Here is a 696-nt window from a genome sequence, read left to right as displayed (position 1 = left end):
CATGAGCCGCTTTATTATTGAATTCGGTGACCGCTTAAGCAATCACCTTTAAATTTATGAAAAGCAATTACACAAAATTATTTACAGGCTCGCTTGAGGTAATCCATTTGGATTATTCCATATATCATTGTTTAAACTTGGAGGCTGTACCCCCATAACAACAGCATTCTTACCAGTTCCTGCTTTTTCCTGAAAGAATCTAATTCTAATTTTTCCTTCTTCCAAATACGGTTCTAAGCTTTTAAATTGTATCTCTGATAAATGCGCTAAACTTTCTTCATTTACTCCCTCTAACAAAGCAATTATTTCTATTGGTTTATTAGGATCATAAAAACTATTTTCATCTTGTGCTTTGCCCCTTACTAGAGCATCAATACACTTTAATAAATTTGATTTCCCCGCGTTGTTATATCCAACTAAAGCTGTAAAAGATTCTAATTTTAAAAAAGTTTCTCGACACGATTTAAAGTTACTAATTTTTATTTCTGTTATACGATGCATCATCAATTTCCTAATAAAAAAACCCCACTTCACAGTAGGGTCTTTTTTAAACAATATCAACAACTTTAATCCACTCCAACCCTCCTTAAAAAAGGAGGAAGTTCCCCACTGCTGTCCCATAGTTTGCTTTAAATAAAAAAACCTGAGTCCTAACAGTTAAAATATGAGTGCAAACAAACACTTTAACGACCAGGA

Annotated in this window: 1 protein-coding gene; it reads right to left on the bottom strand. The window is 33.0% G+C overall.

The features are described 5' to 3' along the window. Nucleotides 1-81: 81 nt before the first annotated feature. Complete coding sequence (locus tag NI466_RS15810; protein WP_253174009.1) at nt 82-504, bottom strand: AAA family ATPase; 423 nt, start codon at nt 502-504, stop codon at nt 82-84. Nucleotides 505-696 lie beyond the last annotated feature (192 nt).

Source organism: Acinetobacter lwoffii, assembly GCF_024129595.1.
Taxonomy (GTDB): Bacteria; Pseudomonadota; Gammaproteobacteria; order Pseudomonadales; family Moraxellaceae; genus Acinetobacter; species Acinetobacter lwoffii_O.
This window is presented reverse-complemented; position numbering and strand designations above follow the sequence as displayed.